We start from the raw sequence: 20,075 nt of genomic DNA, 5'->3' as shown, positions 1-20,075 counted from the left end.
TGACGCGACGTCACTACTCTTCACCTTCCGCGCAATCACAACCGGTCAGCACCGGCACCACCCATGACTCTCGGGGGACACATGGGGTACATCGAACGGCCGCGCCGCATCGTCCGGCCCGGCCCGGACACCGGACGGGCCCTCGTGCCCGGCACCCAGGCACCCGCCGGCCCGGCACCCGGAGCCCTGCGCCGCGAACTCCACCAGCCCCGCCCCCGGCAGCTCCTGGACGCCGTCGGCCGGCTCGACGCGGGCCTCGACGAACAGGCCTGCCGCTCACTCGCCGCGTGGGTGCGCGAGCAGTACACGACGTCGTACGGCTCGGTGCCGCTCGGCTTCGTCGCCCGCTGTCACCTGGGCCCGCCCTACGTCGACCACCAGCTCAACCTCTTCCACGTGATCGTGCGGCACTTCGCCCCGGCCGAGCAGATGCCCGAGCCGTTCTCCGCGGCCCGGATGCTCGCCCGCTCCGGCGGCTACGCCTACGTCGAGGTGTACGGCGACGGCCTGGTCCTGCCCGTCCTGGAAGACGGCACGGTCGTCCGGCCCTGAACCCCCACAGTCCCCAAGTCCTCTGCAGGTGAACGGAGTTCCGGCATGTCCGAGGTCGACCTCGCACTGCACCGCAAGGTGCAGGAAGTCAGCAACGTCGTCATCAGACTCAGCGAACAGGTCGGCTCGGTCTCCGGCCAGGTCTCCACCGTCGAGGCCAACCAGCAGCAGACCCGCACCGAACTCCAGGAACTGCGCGACGAGTTCCTGGCCTTCGTGCAGCAGGCCCGGGCCACGGCGAACGTGCAGCGCGCCGAGACCCGCATCGGGACCATCGAGGACAAGATCGACCACGAGTTCGGCCACCACAAGACGGTCCGGCGCACCGCGGTCGGCATGCTCCAGGCCTTCGACGTCGGCCTGGTCTCCGAGGAGAACGTCCGCCTCGTCAGCGACCAGCTGATGCTCCAGACCCCCCGCTACTGGCTCGCCCCCGCCCTGGTCGCGCTCGCCTCCTGGTCCGCCGACGACCGGGAGCTGTGCGACCGCGCCGTCGACGAGGCCTTCCGCCGCTCACCCGACCGCACCTCGCTGTTCTTCGCGCTCGTCCTGCGCCGCCAGGGCCGCTCGGAGGCTGCGGTGCGCTGGCTGCGGCACTACCTGCTCGCCCAGGACCCGGCCGCCCTCGGCCGCGAGTTCGCCGTCATCCTGGAGGCCATCGCCCAGGGCGCCTTCGGGCTGGTCGGCCGCGACCTGCTGGACCGCACCCTCGCCGGGTGGCGCGCCCAGCTGATGGACAGCGCCGACACCCAGGCCCGGCAGGTCCGCCGCTGGCGCGACGAGATCGAGACCCTGCGCGGCCCCTCCGGCCAGGCCGAGTTCCCGCGCCTGGCCGCCGTCTCCCCGCAGTGGGTCACCCTCGACGGCGTGCTCTCCTCCGCCCGCGGCCAGCAGCCCCTGCTGGACAAGTACCAGACCATCCTGGACCGCGAGTTCCAGCCCTCCGAACGCATCGAGGACGCCGTCGACGACATCCTCGACCGCCTCGTCTCCGAGTACGACAACGACGAACTGCCGCTCCGCCGCGACCTCGCCTTCAACCAGGCGGTCGTCGACCACGAAGGCGACCTCACCGCCGCCCGCAAGGCCGCCGACGCGGACGCGGCCTCGTACGAGGAGACCCTCGACTACCTCACCGTGCAGACCACCGCCGCGCTCAACCCGCAGGCCATCGGCACCTCGCCGGCCACCCAGCGGCTGGCGGTGGCCGCCTGCCACGAGTGGTTCCAGCAGGCGCACGCCGCCCACACCCGCGACTACCGGGCCGCCGTACCGCAGGACGTCCAGGCCCAGTTCGGCACCGCGCACACGGTCGGCGCGCAGACCTTCCACCTGCCGCCCTGGATCGGCTCCTTCACCCAGCCGCTGGCCGCCCTGGAGAAGTCACTGGGCGACCACTGGGACCACTACACCGGCCCGTTCATCGACGCGCTCGCCTACCCGTGGCTGAAGAAGGCCGCGCCCCTGGCCGCGGTCGTCGCCGGCATCCTGCTGGTCCTCGCCGGCCGGTGGCCGGGCCTCGCCCTCGGCGCCGCCGCGGTCGTCGGCCTCGTCTGGGGCCTGATCCTGCGGCGCGGCGCCCGGACCGCCCAGCGCCACCAGAACGCGGCCCGCGAACTCCTGGCCCGCGCCAAGACCGAGTCACTGCACCACCTGCGCGCCGCCTCCGCCGAACTGACCGACTGGTACGAGAAGTTCCGCTCCGCCGACCAGGTAGAGGCCCAGGTCCGCGAACTGATCGCCACACTGCCGACCGCGGGCGGGGGCCCCTCGCCGTTCGAGGGCCGGACCGTGCGCAAGGAGTCCACCGAGCCCGAGCCGTCCGAGGAAGGGGACACCGCCCGATGAGCACCCCGCCCACCCCCCAGCCCGCCCCCACCCCACCACCGCCCCGCAGACCCCCGGACCAGTCCCCGTGGGCCGCGGCGCCCCAGCAGGGGCAGGGCCCCCTGCCGTCCCCATGGTCCAGCGCGGCCCCTTCCGGGCAGGCCGGGGCAAGTCCGGCCGCCCAGGGCGCGGTTCACCACCCCGCCCCCGGGCCCGGCGCCCCCGAGTCCCCCTGGGCCGGGTCCGGTGACGCGGGCCGTGCTCAGGCCTCCCCGTGGGCCGCTCAGGGCCGCCCGCGGCAGGAGCGGGTCACCAGCAGGCTCCGCCGGGTGGTGGGGGGGCTGCCCGACTGGGAGCCGCTGCCGCCGGGCGAGACCCTCGTACGACGGCCCGGGAGCACCGGGTGAGCGGACTGTGGGGCGACGGCGGCGCCTACCAGGCCTGGGTCGGCTTCCTGCGCCGCTGGGCCGCCCTCGAACCCGCCGACCCGGCCGCCCTGCCGGCGCTCGCGCAGGAGCAGTACGACGCCGACACCTGGGCCCGCCTGACCGGGCACCTCACCTCGGCCCTGGACACCCGCCTGGTCGCCTGGGCCGAGGCTCTGCTGCGGGCGCTGGAGGGGGCCCGCGACGAGTTCTCGTACGGCCGTGAACTCGCCCAGGCCCGCACCGGCCTGCACACCGTCCGCGCCCTGGCCGCCCACCCGGGCCTCCCGGAGTCCCTGCGCACCGAGCTCACCGCCCTGGTCGACCGGCAGATCCCGCAGATCCAGGCCCAGCTGGAGCGGAACCTGGACAACGAGCTCCGGCGCGGCACCGACCCCCGGCTCGTCGAGCGCCGCCGCCGCACCCTGCGGGACAACGCGCTGACCGGAGCCCTCACCACGCGGGCCCACGACGGCTGGGCGTACGACCCGGCGGCACCGCCCAGGCGGCGGATCCTGCCCGGGTGACACCCGCCCGCCCGCCGCCTGAAACCGACCTCGAAGAAGGCCCGTACCCCGAATGTCGAACTACGCCGAGAGCCTGAGCCACCTCGACAGCTACATCTCCGCCCGCGTCCCGGTCATCGCGATGCGCACCATCGAGCAGCAGCGCGCCCTGCGGCTGCTGCGGGAGGCGGCCACCCAGTCGCGGCGCAGCAGCATGCCGTTCTGGATCTACACCCGGGCCACCGGCCTGCGCGACCTGCGCACCAACGCCTCCGTCCAGGACGACCGCTCGCTCACCGGCGCCATGGACTTCGCCGCCGGCCAGTTCGGCAGCCGCGCCAACGCCACCGTCGTCTTCGTCGACCCCGACGAACTCGAGTCCGACACCCCGGTCACCCGGCACTTCGCCGAGCTGGCCCGCCTGGCCGACAGCAACATGGGCAGCATCGTGCTGATCACGGACACGCCCATCTGGAGCGGCCTGCAGCGGCTCGGCATGAGCCTGCGCCTGGACCTGCCCGACTCCGAGGAGATGTACGGCATCCTCAGCGGCTTCCTCGGCGACCACCACGGCCACATCCCCATCGAGTGGACCGAGGAGGACGCCCGCCGCGCCGCCGAGTTCCTCAGCGGCGTCACCGAGGCCGAGTGCGTCAATCTCATGGCGACCATCGCCGCCAAGGGCTCCATCCTGCGCGACGACGTCATCGGCCTCGCCCAGGCCAAGGACCGCATCTTCAGCGACCTCACCGGCCTGGAGCGGGTCCAGCTCAAGCAGGGCGACTACGCGATCGGCGGCCTGAGCGGACTGCGGACCTGGCTGCAGCGCAAGAAGGAGATGATCTCCATGGACCTCCGGCACACGGCCCTGCGCCCGCCCCGGGGCGTCCTGCTGGTCGGCGTCCCCGGCTGCGGCAAGTCCCTGTCCGCCAAGGCCATCGCCAGCGAGTGGCAACTGCCCCTGTACCGGCTCGACATGGCCAGCATCCACGGCAAGTACCTCGGCGAGTCCGAGGGCCGGTTCCGCGAGGCGCTCGCCATGGCCGACCGGGTGGCCCCCTGCGTCCTGTGGATCGACGAGATCGAGAAGGGCCTGGCGGGCCGCGACGACATGTCCGGAGTCCCGCAGCGCATCATCGGGCAGTTCCTCTACTGGCTCCAGGAGTCGCAGTCCCGTGCCTTCGTCGTGGCCACCGCCAATGACATCCGCAGCCTGCCGCCCGAACTCCTGCGCAAGGGCCGCTTCGACGAACTCTTCTTCGTCGACCTGCCCGACGCCCAGGACCGCAAGGAGATCATCCGCATCTACTACCACCGCTACCTTCAGTCCGACCTCGACTCGGGCCAGCTCGACCGCCTCGTCGACCTCTCCGAGGGCTTCGCCGGCTCCGACATCGAGGCCGCCCTGCACAGCGTGGGGGAGGAGGCCCTGTGCCGGGGCGGGGCGCAGCACCTCAAGGACTCCTTCCTGCTCGACACGTTCGCCAACGTACGGCCGCTGAGCGTGAGCAACCCCGAGCAGATCGAGGAGATCCGCGCCTGGGGCCGGGAACGCGCGGTACCGGCCGGGCGGGCGGCGGTGACGCCGGTGCCGGGGGACGGGGGGCGGACGCGGCGGATCGTCTTCATGGACGAGTGATCCCCGATTCCGGGGCGAACCCGGGTGAATGGTGGTCCGGCTGGTGACGGCACAGGAACGTCGTCCATACTTCCGCCGTGGAGCAGCGCATAGGTTCGAGCAGCCAGCCCCTGGAGGGCGCCGGATTCGACCCGGCCTTCATCCCAGGGCTCACCTCGCCCGCGGCGGAGGAGCCCGAGGACGCCAAGTCCGAGGAGAAGCCCGGCCTGACGAAGGCGGAGGCGGAGCCGGAGGCGTCGGAGAAGGCGTCGACGGAGCCCGACGCGGCGGCCGAGGAGGAGACCGATGCCGAGGCCGATGACGAGGCCGAGGCCGATGCCTCCGAGGGCCCCGTCTTCGAAGCCTCCGACCGCCGCGCGAAGATCGTGGCCGACCGCAGAGGGGTCCGCCTCGGCCTCGACGAGGAGGCCTGCGAGTTCCGCTGGGACGAGATAGGCGCGATCGAGACGGAGTCCCCCCGCTTCGGCAAGCGGTACACCGTCACGGTGCACACTCCTGACCGCCGCTGGTACCCGATCGAGATCGAGGCGCCGGCCAGGAGTCGCTTCAAGGAGTGGGACGAGCAGCTGGACGCGGTGCTGGACGCCTACTTCGAGGAGTAGCCGCCGGCCGCCGCTAGCTGCAGTACTGGGCCTGCTTCCCGATGGACCGGTACATGCAGTCCGCGTTCTCCAGCAGCTGCAACACCGCGTCCCGGTTCCGGGAGGTCTCGCGCTCGATCACCTCGTCGGGCGGGTAGAACCCCCCTCCCGAACTGGACGTCGGATACATCTCGAAGGTGTAGTCGAAGATCTTGTGCACACCCCAGAGATAGTCGTCGATCGACCCGTCCGTGATGTACAGGTCACTCGACTGCTCCGCCGTGTAGCCGTTGCTGGCGGCCATCTTCTGCCCGACGGCCTTGAACGCGGCGGCGTCGTCCGCCGTCATCCCGGTGGCGGTGTCGGAGTACGTGTACCCGAACGGCCACAGCACCAGCTCGCTGTACGTGTGGAAGTCGATGCCCGCCTTGATCTGCTGCTTCCCGCCGACGACCCGGCCCCGCACGAAGTCGGAGACCACCTTCACCTCCGGCGCGGACTCGGCCGCCGCACCCCGGTAGGTCTCGGACGACGTGGAGCCCGACGAGCCGCCGCAGCAGCCCCACTTGTAGTTCCAGTTGCGGTTGAGGTCGGTACCGACGTACGACGACCCGCTGTTGGGCTGCCGGTTCTTGCGCCACGACCGGTACGACCCGCTGGCGATGTCGTACTCGCCGCCGTCCGGATTCAGATCCGGCACGATCCAGATCTCCCGGCTGTTCACGAGGCCGGTCACCCGGGAGTCGCTCCCGTACCCGGCGCCCAGCTCCCGCAGCAGGTACAGCGCCATCTCCACGGTCAGATGCTCGCGGGCGTGCTGATGGAAGGTGAGCAGCACCTCGGGCTCGTCCTCGTCCGTGCCCACGTTGTCGCTCACCTTGATGGCGACGATGTCCCGGCCCTGGTACGACTTGCCGATCACGCGCTTGCTCATGATGCCCGGGTAGGCGGCCAGCCGCTGGTCGATCTCCGTGTTCGTCTCGGCGTAGTTGTGGTACTTCGAGTCGGCCGAGGGGAAGTCGTACAGCCGCAGCTCGTCGGCGCTGCTGGACCGGTCAGGGGCGGCGCCCAACGGGTCGACGTCGTACCCCAGTTTCCGTAACCGCTCGATCTGATCGGCCCGCCCGGAGACCACCACCGTCTCCTCGTCGGCCTCGTCCACCGTGACGCCGGTCTGCTGAATGGCCGTACGGGTCACGGGAGTCGTGCTCTGGTGGATCTCGTACTGCCGGATGTCGTCGGCCGACGGCGCCGGCTTGTGGGCGCTGCTGGCCGTGGCATGCGTGGCCGTCGCCGACACGGGTGCCGCGAGGGCGAGAGCGAGCAGGGCACCGAGCGTGGCGGTACGTCTGCCGGCGCGCACGCCTGAACCGCGTGTGCGAAGTCGCATGAACTCTCCTTGGGTCTCCAGGGAATCCGGGGTCGCCGGATGTGGGGAGTGGAGCTCGGGAGTGCGTGGGGTGGAGCGGGGGTGCTTCAGTGCGACGTGCGGGTGCGGGCTGTGCGTCCGCTGTGCGGGTTGGCGCCATGGTGAAGCGCTGGCATGCTCAGGTCAAGTATGCGCAAGGAGAGTGGGTGACATACCGGCCGCGCCGCGCCTTGGGCGGTGTCGCCCTAAGCCGTCTTCAGGGCTTGGATGAAGGGGGTGAAGGCGTCGGTCGGGAAGGTGAGGGTGGCTCGCGCCGGGTCCTTGGAGTCGCGGACGGCTATGTGGGTGTCCGCGTGCGCTATCTCGACGCAGGTATTGCCGTCGCCTCCGCCGGAGTACGACGACTTCTTCCAGCGAACGGCCTGGGTCATGCGGATGCCTCACAGTTCCTTCGTCATACGGTGGATGAAGTCCCGCGACTCCACGGGCTCCAGCGCTGCCTTCCCCACCTTATTGAGCAGGGCCCGGAAGCGTGTCAGCTGAGATTCGGCATCGATGAAGGCGGTGCCGTGCGGAGCGTCGCGCAGCACAGTGTCCAGCCGAGGCAGCGGGCCGCCCACGTGCATCATCTCGATCCCCGCCCCGGCGAACCCCTCCCGTGACAACGGGATGACGCGCACCGTGGCGCTTTCGCACTCGATCGCCCGCAAGACTTCCAAGAGTTGCGCACGGGCGATACGGCGATCCGACACCAGGATCCGCAGTGCCGCCTCGTGGATGATCGTCTCGTAGAGGACGGGGACGTCACGCTCCAATACGGCCCTGCGCCTCATCCGGTGCTCGACGCGAGGTCTCAGCTCGCTCTCCGGGAGCTCCGGGACCATGTAGCCGAAGACGGCGCGGGCGTAATCCGGGGTCTGAAGCAGCCCGGGCACATGGCTGGTAACGACCTCACACAAGAACGTGGCGTGGTGCTCGATCTCGGCGACGTCCAGGAACACCGGCGGCAGCACCCCTCGGTACTCCTCCCACCAGCCCTGTGTGCGATCCGTGGCCATCGCGACCAGGGCCTCCGTCAACGTCTCGTCGGCGCAGGCGTAGTGGGCAGCCAGACGTCGTACCCGCGCCTCGCTGACACCCGCCAGGCCCGCTTCGACTTGACTCATCTGGGCCGAGGTCGAACTGAGCAGACCCGCCACCTCACGTGCTTTCAGGCCGGCCGCTTCTCGCAGCCTGCGCAGCTCGGTGCCCAGGCGCACCTGCCGTGCCGTGGGTTGGCTCCTCGGCGCCATGTGCCCTCCCGACCCTCAACCGCCGTGCCGGCGTGCCTCGTCCGGGGCCAGGTTACGCGATTGGCTTGCGTGAGGAAAAATTTTTGCTCTACCGTCAGTGATGCGACGCACACACAGCGGAAGCGCACCACTCCGTCCTGCCATGACGGCTGCGGCAATGCCACCGAGCGTGGACCCCCCTTTCCCTGACCGGAGTTGACGCATGCCCGAAACCTGGGACTACACCCTCCACATCCCGAACGACCTCCGAGCCGTCACCGTCTGTCGCCGCACCCTGCGCCTGATCCTCACCCTGCACGGACTGATCGGCCTGGTCGACACCGCGGAACTGCTCGCGACAGAGCTCGTCTCCAACGCCGTACGGCACACCAAAGGGCCGGCTGCCCTCAGGGTGCGCCGATCGGCGGAGGGGGTGGTCTGGATCGGGGCATGGGACACGGACCCAGAGCCACCCCCACCACCCCAACCGCTGGGCCAGGCCGCCGAGCTGGAGGATGGGCGGGGCCTGGCGCTGGTACGGGCCTGCGCCGACCTGTGGGGGTGGCAGCCGTCGACCCGATTCGAAAGCCGGGGCAAGTACGTGTGGTGCGAACTGGCGACGCCGTAGCTCGTTGATCACGTCGGACGGAAAGGAGAACCGATGGTCGGCTCGCCACACGAGGCGGTCACCGGATCTTCCAAAAGCACCCGGCACCGCGCCGCACTGAACGTGGTCCTCACGGAGATCGAGCCGGTCGGGCGCCGCGTGGCACGTTGCTGCGGGTGGAGACGGACGAGGGGACAGGCCGAACGGGACGTACCCCTTGCGGGCCGCGGCCATGACACACGGCCGCGGCCCGCAAGCCCCGGCCAGATGACGGCGATCTCACACCTCGGCGAAATACGCACGGTCTGCGTGCAAGGCGTAGCTGGTGACACCGGTGCCCGTCTCGGTCTCACTCGCCCGAGTCCGCTTCCAATTCGTCAAATTCTAGGGCCAGTTCGTCAGGCCCGACCCCAAGGCGATTTGTTCATCGGCGTTCAATGCCAAGCGGCGCAAAGCAGCCTCAAGTTGGTTGATGGCGACTTCCCTTTTCATCCGGAACGCTTTCCTTCAGCTCCAATCAGTCTTCTGGGATAGGGATCTGTCGCAGGCGCTCGATGATGAGTCCAAAATCTGTCAGTGCTCTGAGGCAGAACTCCTGATCTTGGGTATTGATGGAGTGGACGACATCATTAAATGCAGGGTTGGCCAGCCCTTGCGCCTCGCGCAGAAGCCGGGTCGGGACAAGAATCCAATTTCTCCGTGACCTGTCAAGTGTCCAGTCAACTTGCGTCGGCAGCGTTCTTACGGCAGCTTCCATGAGCCCTGCGACCCCTTCCTGGGGGGACGCGTAACGCCACCCCAAGTAAGGCACCTGCGGGTAGCCGAACGTGGGATTGATCTCTGTGGGCAATTTGAACCACGCGAGCTCTCCGAACCTGCCGAGCACTTGCATCGCCTGCTCGCCGCGAGTCGACATAATGATCCGTTGATCCATTTCACAGGCCAGAAGAAACGCGTCGAAGACGTCCTGCGGCGGGGCGGGTCCCGCCCGCGCCCGCCGCACGTTCCCAAAGATCACACGAGGTGGTTACGGAGCGCAACGCGACATCACGCCACCACCCGCGCCGTCGCTACGGCAGCCCGTGCACATGCGCCCCCACCGAACCCGACCACGCGTTCCCCGAGGTCGCGTCCCAGTTGGTGGACCATGTCATCGCGCCCCGCAGGTCGGGATAGGTCTTCGAGGGCTTGAAGGAACCGCAACCGGTGCCCTTGGTCAGGCAGTCCAGGGCGTTGTTCACGACCGTGGGGGAGACGTATCCGCTGCCCGCCGCGCTCGTCGACGCCGGAAGGCCCAGGCCCACCTGTGACGGGGAGAGGCCGCCCTCCAGCTGGATGCAGGCGAGGGCGGTCAGGAAGTCGACCGAGCCCTGGGAGTACACCTTGCCGTCGCAGCCCAGCATGGAACCGCTGTTGTAGTACTGCATGTTGACCACCGTGAGGATGTCCTTGAGGTTCAGGGCGGTCTGGAAGTAGGTGTTCGAGGTCGACTGCATGTCGATCGTCTGGGGGGCCATCGTCAGCACCAGGGACGACCCCGCCTTCGCCGACAGGGACCTCAGCGCCTGCGTCATGTAGGTCGCGTTGAGGCCGTTCTCCAGGTCGATGTCGACGCCGTCGAAGCCGTATGTCTGCATCAGCGAGTACACCGAGTTGGCGAAGTTCGCCGCCGACGTCGAGTCGCTCACCGACACCGTGCCGTTCTGGCCGCCGACCGAGACGATGACCTTCTTCCCGGCCGCCTGCTTGGCCTTGATGTCCGCCTTGAACTGGTCGACCGTGTAGCCGCCGAGGCCGGCCGAGTCGAGGTTGAAGGTGACGGCGCCGGGTGTCGAGGTGGCGTCCGCGAAGGCCACCGCGATGATGTCGTAGGCGGAGGGGACGGCGGAGAGCTTCTGCACGGTGGCCCCGTTGTTGAAGTTCTGCCAGTAGCCGGTCACCGCGTGCTTCGGCAAGGTGCCTCCGCCCCCGCCCCCGGTCGCCGCCGTCGTGGCCGTCACCGCCGCCGACTTCGCCGACTCACCCGCCGAGTTGGTCGCCGTGACCTGGAAGGAGTACGAGGTGGAAGCCGCGAGGCCGGTCACGGTCGCCGACGTTCCCGAGGCGGACGCCACCTTCGTACCGCCGCGGTAGACGTTGTAGCCGGTGGCCCCCGACACGCCCGACCACGTCAGCGACACCGACGAGGACGTCGTGCCCGACACGCTCAGCCCGCCCGGCGCCGCCGGGACCGTCGGGGCGGGGTCGCCGCCTCCGCCGCCGTCGGGGCCGTACACCGATACGTCGTCGGCGTAGTAGGCGGCCTGGCCGTACCAGCCGTGCGTGTACACCGTGACCGAGGTCGTCGTCGACCCGGTCGTGAACGTCGTCGACAACTGCTTCCACGACGCCGAGTCCGGGGTCCAGGTCGAGATGTCCGTCGTGCCCGTGCCCGTCACGCCCAGGTAGGTGTAGCCGCCCTGCACCCACGCGCTCAGGGTGTACGTCGAGTTCGGCTTCACCGCCACCGTCTGGGTGCAGCGGGCGTTGTCCTGCCCGGCCGGCGTCGCCCTGAGCGCGGCCGTGCCGCCGTGCGCCGGGGAGGTGACGGCCGTACCGCTGTTCGCGGAACAGGTCCAGTTGGTCAGGCCGGACTCGAAGCCGGCGTTCTTGATGTTGTTCACGTCCGCCGCGGACGCGGGGGTGGCGGTGAGGCCTGCCATGGAGAGGGCCAGGGCGAGTGCGCCGCAGGCGCTCCAACGGATGCGTCGGCTGTGTCTGGTAACGGGAGGCATGCGCTCCAAGTTGGTCCAGACCAATCTGACTGTCAATAGGTCCAGACCAAACTGGGCGGCGGGCGGGATGCTCAACCTGCCCCGGTTTGACAGGTGTTGCGCAGAACCAGTTCCCGCCCACCTACACAAACGCTGTTCTCCGGCCACAGCGGCGTGGTTACAGTGCTCACGTAGTCACGCAGTGAAGTCGTCCCGCCGTATTGGAGTAACAGCCGGTGGGCCGACGGGTGTGAAGAGCGGGGAGCTGCGCGTGCCAACTGCCATCGCCGTGACCAGCGCCGACATGGCGCTGCCGCCGCAGGACGAGCGGACCGTGCCCGCCGTCGTGCTGCGCGAGCTCGACCAGCGACCGCTCGACCAGGCCCTGGCCGAACTCCAGGCGCTCGTCGAGCAGCACGGGCATGTCGTCGTCGTGTCGTCGCAGGCCGCCCCCGCGGGGGTGACCCGGCGGCTGCACACGCTGCGCTCCCTCATGGAGAGCGACCGCATAGCCCTGTTCCGCCCCGAGCTGCCGCCCCTCGGAATCGCCGTCCTGGCCCGCCAGTTGCGGCAGCTGGCCTCCTGCGATCTCAGCCCGGGCGTGCTGGCCTCCGCCGGCCGGCTGCTCACCCACTACATCCACGCCGGCGCGGTCCTCGGCTCCGTGGCCAAGCTGGACCGCGTACCGGTCGGCCTGAAGGCGCACGCCAAGTCCTGGGTGCCGGGCAGCCAGTTCGCGGTGGTCGCCCACCCCGAGCCGCAACTGGTCCGGGTCGGGCCCGAGGCCACCCTGAGCGGCCCGGAGTTCGCCACCTCGATGCTGGTCGCCAAGGGACAGCTCCAGTCCGAGTGGGTCGGGGCCACGCTGGGCAAGTCCTGGGGTGTGCACGGGATGCGTGAGGTACCGCTGCCCGCCGAGTCTCCGGCCTGGTGGGGAACCGGGAAGGTGGTCGAGTTCTGCAGCTATCTCGCCGACCTCTCGGTCCTCTACCAGCTGGTCACCTCGGTCCGGCAGAGCAGCTGCCACTGGTGCGGCGTCGACGTCATCGGCGACCGCTGCGTCTTCTGCTCCGCCACCCCGCCCGTGTACGAGGCGCCCGCGCCACGGGCCCTGGAACAGCGAACGCCCGCCTGACCGGCGACTCCGCACCGCCCCGCCCGCACCCCGACCCCGCTCGACCGATTCCCCCAATGAGGTTGCACGGTTCATGAACTCCCGTCAGCGCCGCGGCGTGATACTCCTGATCCTCTCGGTCCTCTGCGCGCTCGGCGCGTTCGCCGGTGTGCTCTCCGTCATCGATGACGTGCGGTCCAAGGTCGGGCCCGAGGTCACCGCGTACCGGGTCCGGTCCGAGGTGGCGCCCTATACGACCCTGAACGCCGGGCAGTTCGAGAAGATCAAGATGCCCGAGCGGTGGCTGTCCTCCAACGCCGTCACCAGCCTCCGGGAGATCCAGGGCAAGATCGCCGTGACCACCCTGGAAAAGGGCTCCCTCCTGCAGACCGACATGGTCGTCGACCAGCCCGCGCTCCAGGCGGGCCAGCAGGAGGTCGCGATCATGATCGACGCGGCCACCGGAGTCGCCGGCAAGATCACCCCCGGCTCCCGGGTCAACGTCTACGCCACCTTCGAGGGGAAGAAGGAGGGCGACCCCGACCAGTCGAAGATCATCGTGACCAACGCCCGGGTCCTCGACGTCGGCAAACTGACCTCCCTGGAGCCCGACAACAAGAACCAGCAGCCCACCGACGCCGTCCCGATCACCTTCGCGCTGTCCACGATCGACGCCCAGCGCATCACGTACGCCGAGTCGTTCGCCCAGCGGGTCCGGCTCGCCCTGGTGGCCCCCGGCAGCGAGACCACCGTCCCCGACAAGGACCGCACGTACGAACTCGCGACGGACAAGTGAGAGGCGCCCCGCATGCCCACCAGGATCCTCCCGGCGGTCGGTGACGCGGACGCGGTCCGGTCCCTCACGACCCTGCTCAGCCAGCTCCCGGACGCCGAACCGGTCCCGCCGGTGGCCGACTCCACCCAGCTCATCGACACCCTCGCCCGCCTCGCCGCCGAGTCCGTCGACGAACTGCCCGAGGTCGTCGTCGTACACGAGCGGATCGGCCCGGTCCCGGCCCTGGAACTCGTCCGCGAGGTCGCCCTGCGCTTCCCGGCCGTAGGCGTCATCCTCGTCACCTCCGACGCCGGACCCGGCCTGTTCGCCGCCGCCATGGACTCCGGCGCCCGCGGCCTGGTCACCCTCCCGCTCGGCTACGAGGAACTGGCGATGCGGGTCCAGGCCGTCGCCCAGTGGTCCATGGGCGTACGACGCCACCTCGGCCACGGCGCCGACGTGTTCAGCGGCGTCGGCGGCACCGTCGTGACCGTCAGCGGAGCCAAGGGAGGCGTCGGCGCCACCTTCGCCGCCATCCAACTGGCCCTCGCCGCGCAGGCCTCCGGCCGCTCCACCGCCCTGGTCGACATGGATCTCCAGACCGGCGACGTCGCCTCCTACCTGGACGTCCAGTTCCGCCGCTCGGTCGTCGACCTGGCGACCATCACCGACATCTCGCCCCGCGTCCTCGCCGACGCCGTCTTCCGCCACGACACCGGCCTCGCCCTGCTGCTCGCCCCCGGCGAGGGCGAACGCGGCGAGGAGGTCACCGACCGCGCCGCCCGCCAGATCGTCAGCGCCCTGCGCTCCCGTTACGAGGTCGTCGTGGTCGACTGCGGCGCCCAGCTCAGCGGCGCCGGCGCGGCAGCCGTGGAGATGGCCGACACGGCGCTCCTGGTCACCACCCCGGACGTGGTCGCCGTCCGCGCCGCCAAGCGCACGGTACGGATGTGGGACCGGCTGCAGATCCGCAAGGCCGAGGAGACCACGGCCGTCGTCAACCGCCACACGCGCGGTACGGAGATCCAGCCGCCGCTCATCCAGCGCATCACCGGCACCGCGCTGGCCCGCACGTCCGTCCCCGCGGCCTTCAAGGAACTCCAGGGTGCCGTGGACGCCGGACGCGTCCACGAACTCGACGCCAGGAGCACGGTGAAGCAGGCCCTGTGGGCCCTCGCGGGCGAGCTGGGGCTGGTCAAGGCAGCCGAGGGAGGCCGACGCGGCCGGGCGCGCAACGACCGCGGGTCGGCGGGGTTCAGGCGACGGAAGGAGGCGGGCGGGTGAGACGGCCGGAGCGGGACCGGGGCCAGGTGAGCATCGAGCTGCTCGGCATGACCCCGCTGATCGTGCTGACGCTGGTGCTGATGTGGCAGTGCGTGCTCACGGGGTACGCCTACACGCTCGCCGGGAATGCCGCGGACGAGGGGGTGCGGGCGGGGACGGCGGTACCACGCGGGGAGCGCTTCGGCGCGTGCCAGCAGGCGGCGCTGAAACACCTCTCGGGGGCCTGGAAGGGGGGTGCCACGGTGCGGCAGTGCGGCGGGACCGGCTATGTGACCGCGGACGTCGACCTCAAGGTACCGGTCCTCTTCCCGGGCTCCATCGACTTCCCCGTGACGGTGCACGGCCACGCCGGCACCGTGGAGGAGGTGAAGCGCTGAGATGCCGTACGACCGTGAACGCCGCCGCGACCGGGGACAAGTCGCCATCGAGTACCTCGGGTTCATCCCGATCCTGCTCATCGTCGCCATGGCCGGCATCCAGATCGGGGCGGTCGCCTATGCCGCCGAGCAGGCGGGGACGGCGGCCAGGGCGGGGGCGCGCGCCGCCTCGTTGCGGCAGAACGTCGGGCAGGCGTGCCGGGACGCGGTCAGCGGTGGGCTCACCGTGGCGTGCGAGTCCTCGGAGCAGGGCGACACGGTCACCGTCACCGCCACCGTCCACATCCCCAAGATCGTCTGGGAACTCGGCGACGCCCGGCGGACCGCCACCATGCCGCTCGACCACTGACCGAGGACCACTGACCGGAAAACGAGGAGCCCCCCACCCATGAGCCTCCGCGCACGCATCAACACCCCCGAGGAGCACGGCAGCCGGGGCGAGGACGGCCATCTGGTCGCCTCCTACCGGGCCAAGCTGCTGGAGGAGATCGACCTCGCGGAGATGAGTTCGCTGGCCGCCGCCGAGCGCAGGGCGCGGCTGGAGCGGGTGCTCGGGCACATCATCAGCCGCGAGGGCCCGGTCCTGTCGACGGTGGAGCGCTCCCAGCTGATCCGCCGGGTGGTCGACGAGGCACTGGGCCTCGGCATCCTCGAACCCCTCCTCGAAGACGCGTCGATCACGGAGATCATGGTCAACGGCCCGGACGCGATCTTCGTCGAACGCGGCGGCCGGGTGGAGCAGTTGCCGATCCGCTTCGTCTCCCAGGACCAGCTGATGCAGACGATCGAGCGGATCGTGTCGACGGTCAACCGCCGCGTGGACGAGTCGAACCCGATGGTCGACGCCCGACTCCCCTCCGGCGAGCGCGTGAACGTCATCATCCCGCCGCTGTCGCTGACCGGCCCCACCCTCACCATCCGGCGCTTCCCGCGCTCCTTCACCCTCCAGGAGCTGATCGGCCTCGGCTCGCTGGACGAGCACATGGTGTTCCTGCTGGCCGGTCTGGTGCAGGCGAAGTTCAACATCATCGTCTCCGGCGCCACCGGCACCGGCAAGACGACCCTGCTCAACGCCCTCTCCGGCCTGATCCCGGCGCACGAGCGCATCATCACCATCGAGGACTCGGCCGAACTCCAGCTCCAGCAGTCCCACGTGGTCCGCCTGGAGTCCCGCCCGCCGAACGTCGAGGGCAAGGGCCAGGTCACCATCCGGGACCTGGTCCGCAACTCCCTCCGGATGCGCCCCGACCGGATCGTGGTCGGTGAGGTCCGAGGAGGCGAGTCCCTGGACATGCTCCAGGCGATGTCGACGGGCCACGACGGCTCCCTCGCCACCGTGCACGCCAACAGCGCCGAGGACGCGCTCACCCGTCTCCAGACGCTCGCCTCCATGTCCGACGTGGAGGTCCCCTTCGTCGCGCTGCACGACCAGATCAACAGCGCCGTGGACGTGATCGTCCAGCTCACCCGCTTCGCCGACGGCGCCCGCCGCATCACCGAGATCGCCCTGCTGGACAGCCACGGCGGCGAGCCCTACCGCCTGGCCACCGTGGCCCGCTTCGACGCCCAGCCGATGACCCCCAACGGCCGGGTGTACGGCGCCTTCCACTACTTCCCGCTGCCGCGCCGCACCGCCGACCGCCTCTACATGGCGAGCCAGCCGATCCCCCAGGCCTTCGGCGTCGCCCACACGCTGGACCAGCTCACCACCCGAGAAGCCAGGTAGGTAGGCCCATGGATCTGCACACGCTAGTCACCCTCACCACGGGCATCACCCTGCTGACCTGCGTCCTGGCCGTGCTGGGCCTGCACGCCTACGCCACCGGCCGGGCCCAGCGGGCGGAACTGGTGGAGCGGCTGACGTACACCGGCCAGGTCGCGGTCACCGGCCGCCGGCGCCGCTTTCGCAACCTGGACCGCCGACTGCGCGGCACCTCACTCGGCCGGAGACTGGAACTGCGCCTGGCGGCGACCGGCCTGGACGTCACCCCGGGGGAGTTCTTCGCCTACATGCTCGCCACGGTCGCCGCCCTGTGGCTGATCGGCCAGGCCACCCTGGCCCCCTTCTTCGGCCCCCTCGCCGGACTACTGGGCATCTGGGCGGCATGGCAGTTCCTCAACTGGCAGCGCCAGAAACGTATCGAGCGCTTCATCAACCAACTCCCCGAACTTGCGCGCATCCTGGCCAACGCCACCCAGGCCGGCCTCGCCCTGCGCACCGCCATCGGGATGGCCGCGGAGGAACTGGAGGCCCCGGCGGGCGAGGAACTCGCCAAGGTCGCCGACCAGCTGGCGATCGGCCACTCGATGGACGACGCCCTCGGCGAACTCGCCGACCGCCTCCCGTCCCGTGAACTGGTCGTCCTGGTCACCACCCTGGTCCTGTCGAACAGGGCGGGCGGCCAGGTGGTCTCCGCCCTGCGCAACCTGACCGAGACACTGGAGGAACGCAAGGAGACCCGTCGCGAGATCCGCACCCAGCTCTCCCAGGTGACCATGACCTCGTACGCCGTCCCCGTCCTCGGCATCGGCGCCCTGTTCCTGATGAACGGCGTCAAGGACGGCGCTCTGGACCGAATGACGGGCTCACCGATCGGCCAGGCCAGTGTGCTCATCGCCTTCGCCCTGTACGCGATCGGCTTCGTCCTGATCCGCCGTATGAGCCGAATCGACGTCTGAGGGGATGACCGTGAACATGGGCCTGCTCCTCGCACTCCTCATGGGCCTGAGCGTCCTGGGCGTCTTCACCGGCATCCGCATGTACCGCGCGGACGCCAAGCTGCCCGGCGACCTCGCGCTGGCCCTGGAGGTGGGCGCGACCCGCACCGGCGCCGCCAACTCCCTCATCGACCGCATGGGCATGCGCTACGCCCCCGCGGTCCTGCGCCTGATGGGCCCCAAGCAGGTCGCCAAGTACCGCCGCAGGATCGACCTCGCGGGCAACCCCGGCGGCCTGACCATCGACCGCTACGCGGCGCGCCGCGCGGTGTACGGGGCACTCGGCGGCGTCGGCTTCCTGGTGTTCCTGCTGCGCGGCCAGTGGTTCGTGGCCCTGCTCCTCCTCGCCTTCGGCGCGTTCTGGACGGAGGTCGGCATCTGGTCGGCGATCCGCATCCGCAAGGACGTGATCGAGCGGACACTGCCCGACTTCCTGGACGTGCTCGCGGTCGTGGTGAGCGCCGGCCTCGGCTTCCGCCAGGCCCTGGACCGCGTGGCCTCCCGGTACGAGGGTCCCTGGGCGGACGAACTGCGCATCACCCTCCGCCAGATGGACCTGGGTATGAGCCGCCGCCAGGCCTTCACGGAACTCCGCCGCCGCAACGACTCCGAGCAGGTGGCGATGTTCGTCACGGCCCTGCAGCAGGGCGAGGAACTGGGCGCGCCCATCGTCGACACCCTGGTCGCCCTCGCCAAGGACATGCGCCGTACGGACGCCCAGAACGCCCGCCGCAAGGCCGCCCGGGCGGTCCCCCGGGCCACCCTGATGATCACCACCTTCATGGTCCCGGCCACCATGCTCCTCCTCACCGCGGGCCTGCTCCTCGGCTCCGGCGTGGACTTCGGCACGATCACCGGGAAGTAGGCGGGGGTGGGGTGATGGCGATGGCGACGAGGCGCAGGCCGCCGGAGATCACGGCGGAGCCGAACGAACAGTGGGCCGCCGACGGCGACGACGCCCCACAGGGCCCGGCCGTACCCCCGCACGCACCCGCAAGGGCACCCGCACCGCCGGACCCGGAAAAGCTGCAGCTCCGAGCCTTGCAGGCAATGTGCCGGCAGGTATTCGGCCTCCGTCTCGCCATGATCGCCCTGGCCGCCCCCGCCGCCCTCCTCAACGCCGCCCCCGGCATCGGCACCCGCCTGGTCGGCGCCGCGGTGGTCGTCACCTTCATGGTCTCGTACGTCCTCTTCAGGGACTGGGAACGCTTCGGCCCCCTCCTCCTGCGCCACCCCACCCTCCTGGCGGTGGACACCCTCTTCGGCTCTCTCCTCCTCGTCTCGGCCGGCCCGGACACCACCCTCGCGTACGTCAGCGTCTGCACACCCCTGCTCGCCGGCCTGCTCTACAGCTGGCGGGGCGCGGCGTGCTTCGCCTCTCTCCAGTCCCTGATCCTGCTGCTGGTCCACGCCACGCTGAAGGCGCATCACGAGACCGACCTCGCCGAGTCGTTGCTCCTGCCCGGCCTCTGCGTCATCACCGGCGCCCTGGGCTCGACGCTCCGCAACCTGATGCTCCGCTTCGGCGCCGCCACCCAGGCCCTGACGACGATCCAGGCCCGCCTGGCGGTGACGGAAGCGGTGAGCGCGGAACGGGCCCGCCTGGCACGCGACATGCACGACTCGGTGACCAAGACCTTGTACGGGGTGGCCCTGGCCGCGGACGGCCTGGCGGCGTCGGCGGTGGCGGACCGCAGGGACCCGGCCCTGATCCGGCGGCAGGCGGAACTGGTGGCCCGCTCGGCGCGCCGGGCGGCGACGGAGGCACGCGAACTGCTGACCGACCTCCGGCGCGAGACGGACCCGGCGCACGGCACGGACGTGTCGGCGGAACTGTCCGCCCGTGCCCAGGACTTCACCACCCGCACCGGAGTCCCGGCCACGTACCGCCCCGTGGGCGACCACGTACTCCCGCTCCTCCCGCCCGCGGTGGCCCGGCAACTCCTCTGCATCGCCTCGGAAGCCATGGAGAACGCCCACCGCCACGCGTCCCCCACCCGCGTGGACGTACGGGCAGGAGTGCACGGGGACGTACTCCGCCTCACGGTCCACGACGACGGCCGGGGCCTCCCACCCGACACCACCCTCGAAGACCTCCGCCGGACCGGCCACTTCGGGCTGGTCGGCATGGTCGAACGGGCCGCGTCGGTGGGCGCCCGCATCCGTATAGGAAGAGGCGAACACACCACAGGCACCGAGGTCCGCCTGGAACTGCCTCTGGCGGCCCTGACACCCCCCGGGCAGCCCCAGCCCCAGGACGCATGAGAGGAGGCACCC

At 70.5% G+C, this 20,075-nt stretch carries 21 protein-coding genes; 16 read left to right on the top strand and 5 right to left on the bottom strand.

Annotated features, from left to right (window positions below):
- Window positions 1–81: 81 nt before the first annotated feature.
- The 6 genes from ACZ7L0_RS06350 to ACZ7L0_RS06325 all read left to right on the top strand — a co-directional run bounded on the left by ACZ7L0_RS06350 (window position 82) and on the right by ACZ7L0_RS06325 (window position 5,551).
- Window positions 82–552, top strand: a complete 471-nt coding sequence (locus tag ACZ7L0_RS06350) for a hypothetical protein (RefSeq protein WP_471241263.1) — start codon at window positions 82–84, stop codon at window positions 550–552.
- A 45-nt stretch (window positions 553–597) separates the two neighbouring features.
- A complete protein-coding gene (locus ACZ7L0_RS06345) occupies window positions 598–2,400 on the top strand; it encodes a hypothetical protein (RefSeq protein WP_471241262.1) in 1,803 nt (600 codons plus the stop codon).
- The gene (locus ACZ7L0_RS06340; protein WP_471241261.1) at window positions 2,397–2,786 is read left to right on the top strand and encodes a hypothetical protein; all 390 of its coding nucleotides are present in this window, start codon (window positions 2,397–2,399) and stop codon (window positions 2,784–2,786) included. The genes ACZ7L0_RS06345 and ACZ7L0_RS06340 overlap by 4 nt, the downstream gene beginning before the upstream one ends.
- The gene (locus ACZ7L0_RS06335; protein ID WP_471241260.1) at window positions 2,783–3,331 is read left to right on the top strand and encodes a hypothetical protein; all 549 of its coding nucleotides are present in this window, start codon (window positions 2,783–2,785) and stop codon (window positions 3,329–3,331) included. The genes ACZ7L0_RS06340 and ACZ7L0_RS06335 overlap by 4 nt, the downstream gene beginning before the upstream one ends.
- Before the next feature lie 52 nt (window positions 3,332–3,383).
- Entirely contained in the window at window positions 3,384–4,949 is a 1,566-nt protein-coding gene (locus ACZ7L0_RS06330) for an AAA family ATPase (protein ID WP_471241259.1), read from the top strand.
- 77 nt (window positions 4,950–5,026) lie between these two features.
- On the top strand, window positions 5,027–5,551 hold the full coding sequence (locus tag ACZ7L0_RS06325; protein WP_471241258.1) for a hypothetical protein: 525 nt from the start codon (window positions 5,027–5,029) through the stop codon (window positions 5,549–5,551).
- Window positions 5,552–5,564: 13 nt separating this feature from the next.
- Here ACZ7L0_RS06325 and ACZ7L0_RS06320 read toward each other — a convergent pair whose 3' ends face one another.
- The 3 genes from ACZ7L0_RS06320 to ACZ7L0_RS06310 form a co-directional block, all read right to left on the bottom strand.
- Complete coding sequence (locus ACZ7L0_RS06320) at window positions 5,565–6,920, bottom strand: M14 family metallopeptidase (protein ID WP_471241257.1); 1,356 nt, start codon at window positions 6,918–6,920, stop codon at window positions 5,565–5,567.
- 224 nt (window positions 6,921–7,144) lie between these two features.
- A complete protein-coding gene (locus ACZ7L0_RS06315) occupies window positions 7,145–7,330 on the bottom strand; it encodes a DUF397 domain-containing protein (protein WP_471241256.1) in 186 nt (61 codons plus the stop codon).
- Window positions 7,331–7,339: 9 nt separating this feature from the next.
- Window positions 7,340–8,191: a helix-turn-helix domain-containing protein gene (locus tag ACZ7L0_RS06310; RefSeq protein WP_471241255.1), complete on the bottom strand. Its 852-nt coding sequence runs from the start codon at window positions 8,189–8,191 to the stop codon at window positions 7,340–7,342.
- Window positions 8,192–8,393: 202 nt separating this feature from the next.
- On the opposite strand from ACZ7L0_RS06310, the gene ACZ7L0_RS06305 reads away from it, so the two are divergent.
- Complete coding sequence (locus tag ACZ7L0_RS06305) at window positions 8,394–8,798, top strand: ATP-binding protein (RefSeq protein ID WP_471241254.1); 405 nt, start codon at window positions 8,394–8,396, stop codon at window positions 8,796–8,798.
- A 496-nt stretch (window positions 8,799–9,294) separates the two neighbouring features.
- On the opposite strand, the gene ACZ7L0_RS06300 is transcribed toward ACZ7L0_RS06305, so the two are convergent.
- Window positions 9,295–9,795, bottom strand: coding sequence for a hypothetical protein (locus tag ACZ7L0_RS06300; protein ID WP_471241253.1), 501 nt, complete (start codon window positions 9,793–9,795; stop codon window positions 9,295–9,297).
- Between the two features lie 52 nt (window positions 9,796–9,847).
- Window positions 9,848–11,551 carry a chitinase gene (locus ACZ7L0_RS06295; RefSeq protein WP_471241252.1) on the bottom strand — a complete coding sequence of 568 codons (1,704 nt, stop codon included), beginning with the start codon at window positions 11,549–11,551 and terminating at the stop codon, window positions 9,848–9,850.
- A 250-nt stretch (window positions 11,552–11,801) separates the two neighbouring features.
- On the opposite strand from ACZ7L0_RS06295, the gene ACZ7L0_RS06290 reads away from it, so the two are divergent.
- The 9 genes from ACZ7L0_RS06290 (at window position 11,802) to ACZ7L0_RS06250 (ending at window position 20,063) form a co-directional block, all read left to right on the top strand.
- Window positions 11,802–12,665, top strand: coding sequence for a hypothetical protein (locus ACZ7L0_RS06290; RefSeq protein WP_471241251.1), 864 nt, complete (start codon window positions 11,802–11,804; stop codon window positions 12,663–12,665).
- 73 nt (window positions 12,666–12,738) lie between these two features.
- On the top strand, window positions 12,739–13,440 hold the full coding sequence (cpaB, locus tag ACZ7L0_RS06285) for a Flp pilus assembly protein CpaB (protein WP_471241250.1): 702 nt from the start codon (window positions 12,739–12,741) through the stop codon (window positions 13,438–13,440).
- Between the two features lie 12 nt (window positions 13,441–13,452).
- Entirely contained in the window at window positions 13,453–14,703 is a 1,251-nt protein-coding gene (locus tag ACZ7L0_RS06280) for an AAA family ATPase (RefSeq protein WP_471241249.1), read from the top strand.
- Entirely contained in the window at window positions 14,700–15,080 is a 381-nt protein-coding gene (locus ACZ7L0_RS06275; protein WP_471241248.1) for a TadE family protein, read from the top strand. Before ACZ7L0_RS06280 ends, ACZ7L0_RS06275 begins: the two co-directional genes overlap by 4 nt.
- 1 nt (window position 15,081) lies before the next feature.
- Window positions 15,082–15,429 (top strand): TadE/TadG family type IV pilus assembly protein, encoded by a 348-nt coding sequence (locus tag ACZ7L0_RS06270; protein WP_471241247.1) that lies wholly within the window; start codon window positions 15,082–15,084, stop codon window positions 15,427–15,429.
- A gap of 39 nt (window positions 15,430–15,468) precedes the next feature.
- Window positions 15,469–16,806 (top strand): CpaF family protein, encoded by a 1,338-nt coding sequence (locus ACZ7L0_RS06265; protein ID WP_471241246.1) that lies wholly within the window; start codon window positions 15,469–15,471, stop codon window positions 16,804–16,806.
- Between the two features lie 8 nt (window positions 16,807–16,814).
- Complete coding sequence (locus ACZ7L0_RS06260; RefSeq protein WP_471241245.1) at window positions 16,815–17,759, top strand: type II secretion system F family protein; 945 nt, start codon at window positions 16,815–16,817, stop codon at window positions 17,757–17,759.
- A 16-nt stretch (window positions 17,760–17,775) separates the two neighbouring features.
- Entirely contained in the window at window positions 17,776–18,663 is an 888-nt protein-coding gene (locus ACZ7L0_RS06255) for a DUF5936 domain-containing protein (RefSeq protein ID WP_471241600.1), read from the top strand.
- 20 nt (window positions 18,664–18,683) lie between these two features.
- On the top strand, window positions 18,684–20,063 hold the full coding sequence (locus ACZ7L0_RS06250; protein WP_471241244.1) for a sensor histidine kinase: 1,380 nt from the start codon (window positions 18,684–18,686) through the stop codon (window positions 20,061–20,063).
- Window positions 20,064–20,075: the final 12 nt, after the last annotated feature.

It is taken from the genome of Streptomyces sp. NPDC039424 (assembly GCF_055639495.1).
The sequence above is the reverse complement of the archived record's forward strand: the minus strand, read 5'-3'. Positions and strand labels throughout refer to the sequence as shown.